Raw genomic sequence first — 8,296 nt, 5'->3', positions numbered from 1 at the left:
GGCCCGCCGGGCGGTGCCCGGCGGGCCACTCGGGTTTCCGTGGCGGGAGCCGGGGCGCCGATGTCCCCGGTTCCCGCCGCGGCTCAGTACGCCCGGTCCACCTGGTCGGGGATCACGGAGCCGTCGGCCCGGCGGACGGGGCTGTGCCCGCCGTCCGGGTCGGTGGCGCCCGCCGTGGCGCAGGGGTACGTGCCGGACTTGCGGGGCATCGGCTCGATGAACATCGGGTTGACCACCCAGCGGCCGTCCGCGTTGTCGTAGCCGCGGCACATCAGCTCGGGCTTGTTGCGGTTGATCGCGAGGTGCGCGCCGGTCGCGTCGTTGACGAACGTCACGTCGGTGTCGGCGTCACCCGCGCCGAGGGCGATGCGGTGCGCGAAGTCCTGCTGCTGCCACGCCTTGGCGCCCTTGATCTTGAAGATCTCCTGGTTGATCCAGCAGCGCTTGCCGTCCATGTACGGCAGGGAGCCGCCGGGGCCGTCCTGGACGCCGCCGCAGCCCTGGATGCCCGTGGTCATGCGGCCGTGGTCGAGGATGCTGCGGATGCCGATGGTGTGCTTGCGGTCGAGGCCGACGCCGCTCGACCACGCCTCGGCGATCGGCTCGGAGGAGGCCGAGACGATGTAGACGTCGAAGCCCGCCTTCTTGAGCGTGCGGATCAGGTCCTTCTGCTGGTCGTAGTAGCGCACGTACCCGGCGAGGGTGTGCGTGCCGACCTTCTGCTTGGCTCCGACGGGCGCGGCGAGCTGCTCGGCGCGCGCCTTCTTGGCGAAGGAGGTGACCGTGGCCGGGGTGCGGCCGGCGAAGAGCTGCGGGATCCAGGCGTAGGCGGGCACGGTGCGGCGGTGGTTCCACTCGCCGGCGAAGGCCGGCTCGCCGCTCATGGTCCGCTCCTTCTCGCGGATCTCCATGATCTCGTCGGCGCACGCGGCGTTCTTCGAGGTGGGGAGCGGCTTGCCGACGGGCACGGAGGTGCCGCACGCCTTGGTGAGGGCCTTGTCCGCGGCGGGGGTGAGCCAGGCGCTGGTGGCCTTCCAGCTCTTGGGCCGGAGGATCTTGTCGTGCCGCAGGGACCAGGCGAGCGTGGCGTCGGTGATGTCGTTCTTGACGACGGTGTTGTCCCAGTCGAAGGCGGCGACCGGGCGGGCGCCGCCCTTCGGGCCGGAACAGGTGCCGCGCTCGTCGATCATCTTCTGGAGCTTGGCGCGGTTGTCGCCGAACCAGGTGAGGCTCTTGTCGAGCTGGGGGCACTGCGCGCGGGGCGCGTGGGCGGCCGGGGCGGCGGTGGCGGGCACCGTGGTGGCGAGGGCCGCGGCGGCCAGGAGGCCGACGACGATGGCGGGCTTCTTGCGCATGCGTTCTCTTACGTGCGAGGGGAGGGGGCAGGAGGCGCCGGGGCCGGCGGGCTCGCCCGCCCCGGCGCTTGATCATGGACCTTACACAGGGGTCACGTAGGCGCCCGCGATGCCACCGTCCACGAGGAACTCGGCGGCGTTCACGAACGAGGAGTCGTCGCTGGCGAGGAAGGCCACGGCGGCCGCGATCTCCTCGGGCTCGGCGAACCGGCCCACCGGGACGTGCACCAGGCGGCGCTCGGCCCGCTCCGGGTCCTTGGCGAAGAGCTCCTTGAGCAGCGGTGTGTTCACCGGCCCCGGGCACAGGGCGTTGACGCGGATGCCCTCGCGGGCGAACTGCACGCCCAGCTCGCGGGACATGGCGAGCACGCCGCCCTTGGAGGCGGTGTAGCTGATCTGGGAGGTCGCGGCGCCCATCTTGGCGACGAAGGAGGCGGTGTTGATGATGGAGCCCCTGCCCTGTTCGCGCATGTAGGGCAGGGCCGCCTTGCAGCACAGGTAGACGGAGGTGAGGTTGACCTCCTGGACGCGCTTCCAGGCGTCGAGGCCGGTGGTGAGGATGGAGTCGTCGTCGGGCGGGGAGATCCCGGCGTTGTTGAAGGCGATGTCGACCGAGCCGTAGGTGTCGTAGGCGGTCTTGAACAGTGCCTCGACCTGCTCGGGGTCGGTGACGTCGACCTGGACGAAGAGCCCGCCGACCTCGTCGGCGGCGGCCTTGCCGGCGCTCTCGGAGATGTCTGCGCAGACGACGTGGGCGCCCTCGGAGGCCAGGCGCCGGGCGGTGGCCAGGCCGATGCCGCTGCCGGCACCCGTGATCACGGCGGTACGGCCGACGAGGCGGCGGCAGAGCGGGGTCTGGTCGGTCACTTGGACTCCTCCGTGGCGATGAAGACGTTCTTGGTCTCGGTGAAGGCGGACAGTGCGTCGGGGCCCAGCTCCCGGCCGATGCCGGACTGTTTGAAGCCGCCGAAGGGCGTCCAGTAGCGGACGCTGCTGTGGGAGTTGACGGAGAGGTTGCCCGCCTCGACGGCGCGGGAGACGCGCAGGGCCCGGCCGACGTCGCGGGTCCACAGCGAGCCGGAGAGGCCGTAGTCGGTGGCGTTGGCGAGCCGGACGGCGTCCGCCTCGTCCTCGAAGGGGATGACCACGGCGACGGGGCCGAAGATCTCCTCGACGGCGACGCGGTCCTTAGGGGTGCCTTCGAGGACGGTCGCCGGGTACCAGAAGCCCTTGCCCGCGGGGACCTCGCCGCGGATCGCCGCGGGGGCGGATTCGGGGACGTAGGCCCGGACGCGCTCGCGCTGGGCCGCGGAGATCAGGGGGCCCATCCGCGTGGCCGGGTCGGTGGGGTCGCCGGCGGTGAAGGACTTCACGGCCGGTTCCAGGAGCTCCATGAACCGGTCGTAGACCGTGCGCTGGACGAGGATGCGGCTGCGGGCGCAGCAGTCCTGGCCGGTGTTGTCGAGGAAGGAGCCGGGGGCCGCGGCGGCCGCCTGCTCGATGTCGGCGTCGGCGAAGACGATGTTGGGGCTCTTCCCGCCGAGTTCGAGGGTCACCCGCTTCACGCCGGCGGCGCACCGGGCCATGATCTGCTTGCCGACGCCGGTGGAGCCGGTGAAGACGACCTTGGCGACGCCGGGGTGTTCGACGAGCGCGCCGCCCACGACGGGCCCGTCGCCGGGCAGGACCTGGAAGAGGCCCTCGGGCAGCCCGGCCTCCAGGGCGAGCGCGGCGAGCCGCAGCGCGGTGAGCGGGGTGGTCTCGGCGGGCTTGAGGAGGACGGCGTTGCCCGCGGCGAGCGCGGGGGCCAGGCCCCAGGAGGCGATGGGCAGCGGGAAGTTCCACGGGGCGATGACGGCGACGACGCCGAGCGGCTCGTGGAAGGTGACGTTGATGCCGCCGGCGACGGGGATCTGCGCGCCGGTGAGCCGCTCGATGCCACCGGCGGCGTATTCGAGCACGTCACGGGCGTTGCCCACTTCCCAGCGGGCGTTGCCGACGGGGTGGCCGGCCTCCCGGACCTCCAGCTGGGCGAGCTCCTCCAGGTGGGTGTCGACGGCGTCGGCGAAGCGCCGCAGCTGCCGGGCCCGGTCGCCGGGGGCCAGGGCCGCCCACGTCCGCTGGGCGGTACGGGCCCGGGTGACGGCGGCGTCGACGTCCTGAGGGGTGCTGGCCGGGACGGTGGCGATGACCTCTTCGGTCACCGGGTTGACGATCTCGTGCAACGTTTCGGTCCTTACATCCGCTCGAAGGAGCGGAACCGCTCCCAGTCCGTGACGGCCGCGTCGTACGCCTCCTGCTCGACGCGCGCCATGTGCAGGTAGTGCTCGACGACCTCGTCACCGAACGCGGCGCGGGCTATGGGGCTCGCTCCCCACAGGTCGGCGGCCTCCCGCAGCGTCGTGGGGACGTGCGCGGCGTCGCCGGCGTAGGCGTTGCCGGTACACGCCTCGGGCAGTTCCAGCTCGTTCTCCACGCCGTACAGGCCGGCGGCGACCATGCCCGCGACGGCCAGGTAGGGGTTGACGTCGCCGCCGGGCAGGCGGTTCTCGAAGCGGTGCGAGGGGCCGTGGCCGACGACCCGCAGGGCGCAGGTGCGGTTGTCCGGGCCCCAGGCGACGGCGGTGGGGGCGAAGGAGCCGGGGCGGAAGCGCTTGTAGGAGTTGATGTTCGGGGCGTACAGCAGGGTGAAGTCGCGCAGGGCGGCGAGCTGTCCGGCGAGGAAGTGCCGCATGGTCTTCGACATGCCGTACGGGCCGTCGTCGTCGGCGAGCACGAACGCCCCGGACTCATCGCGCAGCGAGAGGTGAATGTGGCAGGAGTTGCCCTCGCGCTCGTTGTACTTGGCCATGAAGGTGAGCGCCATGCCCTCCTGTGCGGCGATCTCCTTGGCGCCGGTCTTGTAGACGGAGTGCTGGTCACAGGTGGCCAGGGCCTCGTCGTAGACGAAGACGATCTCGTGCTGGCCGAGATTGCACTCCCCCTTCGCGGACTCCACCGTCATGCCGGCCGCGCCCATCTCGTTGCGGATGCGGCGCAGGAGCGGCTCGACGCGGCCGGTGCCGAGGACGGAGTAGTCGGCGTTGTACTGGTTGGCGGGGGTCATGCCGCGGTAGCCGCGGCCCCAGGCTTCCTCGTAGGTGTCCCTGAAGACGATGAACTCCAGCTCGGTGCCCGCGTAGGCGCTCCAGCCGCGCTCGGCGAGCCGGTCGAGCTGGCCGCGCAGGATCTGCCGGGGCGAGGCGAGGACGGGCGAGCCGTCGTGCCAGGCGAGGTCGGCGGTGATGAGGGCGGTGCCGGGGTTCCAGGGAGTGCGGCGGAGGGTGGCGGGGTCGCCGTGCAGGGCGAAGTCGCCGTAGCCGCGCTCCCAGGAGGACATGGCGTAGCCGTCGACGGTCTTGAGGTCGACATCCACGGCGAGGAGGTAGTTGCACCCCTCGGTGCCGTGTTCGAGGACCTGATCGAGGAAGTACCGGGCGGCGAACCGCTTGCCCTGGAGCCTTCCCTGCATATCGGTGAAGGCGAGGACGACAGTGTCGATCTCCCCGCTGTCGACCAGCTTGCGCAGCTCGTCCACGGCGAGCGGGGGCGTGCGGTCTGCCACAGTGTTGCCTCCTGTCGGTGCGACCGGGGGTCTTAAGGTAGGCCCGTAGACCATTGATTGGGAAGGGGTCCCATGGACGGGAATTCGGCGGACCGGCTGGCACCGGTGCTGCGACCGGTCCGCACGGGCAACGGATTCGAGGAGGCCCTGGAGCAGATACTCCAGATCGTCCGCCTGGGACTGGTCCCGGAGGGGGAAAGGCTGCCCGCCGAGCGCGAGTTGGCCGAACGGCTGCAGATCAGCCGGGTGACGCTGCGCGAGGTGCTCAAGGTGCTCCAGGACCAAGGCCTGGTCGAGAGCCGGCGCGGCCGGTACGGGGGGACGTTCGTGCGCGCCCGCGCCGCCACGGCCGGGGAGGCGGAGCTGCGCCGGCGCGTGGCCTCGGTGGACGTCGAGGACATCCTGCGGTTCCGGGAGGTGCTGGAGACCGGCGCGGCCGGGCTGTGCGCCGCCCACGGGCTGACCGACGACCGGGCGCGGCGGCTGCGGGGGGCGCTGGACGCCACGCACGACGCGCCGCTGGCCGGCTACCGCCGCGCGGACACCCTCTTCCACCTGACGCTGGCGGAGCTGTCGGGCTCCCCCACGCTGGCCGCGCAGTACGCGGCCGTCCGGGCGACGGTCAACGAGCTCCTGGACTGCATCCCGCTGCTGGTGCGGAACCTGGAGCACTCCCAGCTCCAGCACGCCGCGCTGGTCGAGGCGGTGCTGGCCGGGGACGCGAACGCCGCCCGCGAGGTCATGCGCGAACACTGCTGCGGCACGGCGGCGCTGCTGCGGGGTTTTCTGTCGTAGCGGGACAGACGTAACCAGTCTTTTACGCAGGGGGGTTGCCTAACGCAGCACGCCATGGCAAAGGTATGGCGCAAAACCTTTACCCCCCGAGGCAGGAGCGGCTCATGGCCGAGCGCACGGAGACACCCCCCGCACCACCCGCAACTGCCACCGCCGACGACGGCTCAGCCGCCTACCTGGAGAAGCGCGCCCTGCGCCGGGGCAGCGCCGGCCCGCTCCTTCTCATCGGCCTCGGCGTCGCCTACGTCGTCTCCGGCGACTTCTCCGGCTGGAACTTCGGCCTCGCCCACGGCGGCTTCGGCGGACTCGCCGTCGCCGTCGCCCTCATGGGCCTGATGTACACATGCATGGTCTTCGCCCTCGCCGAGATGGCCTCCGTCCTGCCCACCGCGGGCGGCGGCTACGGCTTCGCCCGCCGGGCCCTGGGCCCCTGGGGCGGCTTCCTCACCGGCACGGCCATCCTCATCGAATACGTCCTGGCGCCCGCGGCCATCTCCCTCTTCATCGGCGACTACGTCGAGTCCCTGAACCTGTTCGGGCTCACCTCCTCCTGGCCCGTCTACCTGGCCTGCTTCGTCGTCTTCATCGGCATCCACCTCTGGGGCGTCGGCGAGGCCCTGCGGTTCAGCTTCATCGTCACCGGCATCGCGGTCGCCGCACTGCTGATCTTCGCGGCGGGCGCCTTCACCGACTTCGACGCCGGGCGCCTGAACGACATCGCCGTCGACCGGGACGCCTTCGGAGCCTCCTCCTGGCTGCCGTTCGGGCTGCTCGGCATCTGGGCGTCGTTCCCCTTCGGCATGTGGTTCTTCCTCGGCGTCGAAGGCGTGCCGCTCGCCGCCGAGGAGACCAAGGACCCGGCGCGCACGTTGCCCAAGGCCATGGCCACCGCCACGGGCATCCTGCTCGTCCTCGCCCTGCTCACCTTCCTCGCCTCCACCGGCGCGGGCGGCGCCGACGCCCTCAAGGACGCCGGCAACCCCCTCGTCGCCGCCCTCCAGACCGACGGGCACCCCACCACCCTCGGCCGGATCGTCAACTACGCCGGGCTCGCGGGCCTGGTGGCCTCCTTCTTCTCCCTCATCTACGCCGGCTCACGGCAGCTCTTCGCCCTCTCCCGGGCCGGCTACCTCCCCCGCTTCCTCTCCCTCACCAGCCGCCGCAAGGCCCCCTACCTCGGGCTGCTGGTGCCCGGTGCGCTTGCCTTCACCCTCGCCGCCACCACCGGCGACGGCGCCCTGATGCTCAACATCGCGGTCTTCGGCGCCACCATCTCCTACGCCCTGATGTCCCTCTCCCACATCGTCCTGCGCCGCCGCGAGCCGGACCTGGCCCGGCCCTACCGCACCCCCGGCGGCGTGGTCACCTCCGCGACCGCCTTCGTCCTCGCGTGCGCGGCCCTCGTCGCGACGTTCCTCGTCGACGTCACCGCGGCCCTCATCGCCCTGGGCGTCTACGCCGTCGCCGCCGCCTACTTCGCCCTCTACAGCAGGCACCGGCTCGTCGCCAACGCCCCCGAGGAGGAATTCGCGGCACTCGCCGCGGCCGAAGCGGAGCTGACCCGCGAGGAGCTCCGCCGATGACCTCCCCTCCCCCCGAAAGGACCCGCCGCACATGAGCACCCCGCCGCTGATCGGCGTCACCACCTACCTCACCCGGGCCCGCTGGGGCGTCGCCTGGGACCTCCCCGCCGCTCTGCTCCCCGCCGACTACCCCCGCTACGTCCAGCGCGCCGGCGGCCTGGCCGTCATGCTCCCGCCCGACGACCCCGGCACCGCCGCGGCCGTGATCCGCCGGCTGGACGGGCTGATCCTCGCCGGCGGCGAGGACCTCGACCCGGCGCTCTACGGGGCGGAGCCCCACCCCCGGGCCGGCGCGCCGGTCCCGGAACGCGACCGCTGGGAACTGGCCCTCCTGACCGCGGCGCTCGACCAGGACGTACCCGTCCTCGGCATCTGCCGCGGCATGCAGCTGATGAACGTGCATGCCGGGGGAACGCTTTGCCAGCATCTTCCCGATGTGGTGGGGCACGACGAGCACAACCCTCGGGCGGGGGCGTTCGCGGAGCATCTGGTGAAGCCGTCACCGTCCAGCCTTCTCGGCTCATTGGTCCCCGACCCTGGTGACGTCGCCACCCATCACCACCAGTCGGTCGACCGCCTGGGCGAGGGGCTGGTGGCGACGGCGTTCGCGTCCGACGGAACGGTGGAAGCGCTGGAGCGCGCGGGAGGGTTCGTGGTGGGGGTGCAGTGGCATCCGGAGGCGCGGGGGGATGTGCGGCTGGTCGAGGGGCTGGTCTCGGCAGCGGCCGGTTGCCGCCGTTGAGTTAGCCGTCGCCGCTCCGCTGCGCGGGGCGTTGCCGGGTGCGGGTGTCGTTGACGGTTTCTCGCCGTTTCCCCTGCGGGGGGCCGCTCCGCTGCGCGGGGCGTTGCCGGGTGCGGCGCTGTTGCCCCTGCGGGGGGCGTGTCCGCTGCGCGGGGCTGTTCAGGTGCGGTGTCGGGCCTGCGCGGGTGGGGTGTTCGGGGCTGCTTCGCTTTACGCC

7 protein-coding genes are annotated in these 8,296 nt (G+C 72.2%); 3 read left to right on the top strand and 4 right to left on the bottom strand.

The genetic code is table 11. The features are described 5' to 3' along the window. Positions 1-83: 83 nt before the first annotated feature. The 4 genes from ABZ951_RS32925 to ABZ951_RS32910 form a co-directional block, all read right to left on the bottom strand. Positions 84-1,355 carry a haloacid dehalogenase-like hydrolase gene (locus ABZ951_RS32925; protein WP_344097697.1) on the bottom strand — a complete coding sequence of 424 codons (1,272 nt, stop codon included), beginning with the start codon at positions 1,353-1,355 and terminating at the stop codon, positions 84-86. An 81-nt stretch (positions 1,356-1,436) separates the two neighbouring features. Continuing rightward, positions 1,437-2,222 carry a 3-oxoacyl-ACP reductase gene (locus ABZ951_RS32920; protein WP_344097700.1) on the bottom strand — a complete coding sequence of 262 codons (786 nt, stop codon included), beginning with the start codon at positions 2,220-2,222 and terminating at the stop codon, positions 1,437-1,439. Then, positions 2,219-3,580: an aldehyde dehydrogenase family protein gene (locus ABZ951_RS32915; RefSeq protein WP_344097702.1), complete on the bottom strand. Its 1,362-nt coding sequence runs from the start codon at positions 3,578-3,580 to the stop codon at positions 2,219-2,221. Before ABZ951_RS32915 ends, ABZ951_RS32920 begins: the two co-directional genes overlap by 4 nt. An 11-nt stretch (positions 3,581-3,591) precedes the next feature. After that, positions 3,592-4,959 (bottom strand): glutamine synthetase family protein, encoded by a 1,368-nt coding sequence (locus ABZ951_RS32910; RefSeq protein WP_344097704.1) that lies wholly within the window; start codon positions 4,957-4,959, stop codon positions 3,592-3,594. A gap of 72 nt (positions 4,960-5,031) precedes the next feature. Between ABZ951_RS32910 and ABZ951_RS32905 the strand changes: the two genes are divergently transcribed. The 3 genes from ABZ951_RS32905 (at position 5,032) to ABZ951_RS32895 (ending at position 8,079) form a co-directional block, all read left to right on the top strand. After that, complete coding sequence (locus ABZ951_RS32905) at positions 5,032-5,754, top strand: FCD domain-containing protein (protein WP_344097707.1); 723 nt, start codon at positions 5,032-5,034, stop codon at positions 5,752-5,754. Positions 5,755-5,858: 104 nt separating this feature from the next. After that, entirely contained in the window at positions 5,859-7,337 is a 1,479-nt protein-coding gene (gene eat / locus ABZ951_RS32900; RefSeq protein ID WP_344097709.1) for an ethanolamine permease, read from the top strand. A 31-nt stretch (positions 7,338-7,368) separates the two neighbouring features. Next, positions 7,369-8,079 carry a gamma-glutamyl-gamma-aminobutyrate hydrolase family protein gene (locus ABZ951_RS32895; protein ID WP_344097712.1) on the top strand — a complete coding sequence of 237 codons (711 nt, stop codon included), beginning with the start codon at positions 7,369-7,371 and terminating at the stop codon, positions 8,077-8,079. Positions 8,080-8,296 lie beyond the last annotated feature (217 nt).

The sequence above is a fragment of the Streptomyces sp. NPDC046215 genome, assembly GCF_040646215.1.
Classification (GTDB): Bacteria; Actinomycetota; Actinomycetes; order Streptomycetales; family Streptomycetaceae; genus Streptomyces; species Streptomyces stramineus.
This window is presented reverse-complemented; position numbering and strand designations above follow the sequence as displayed.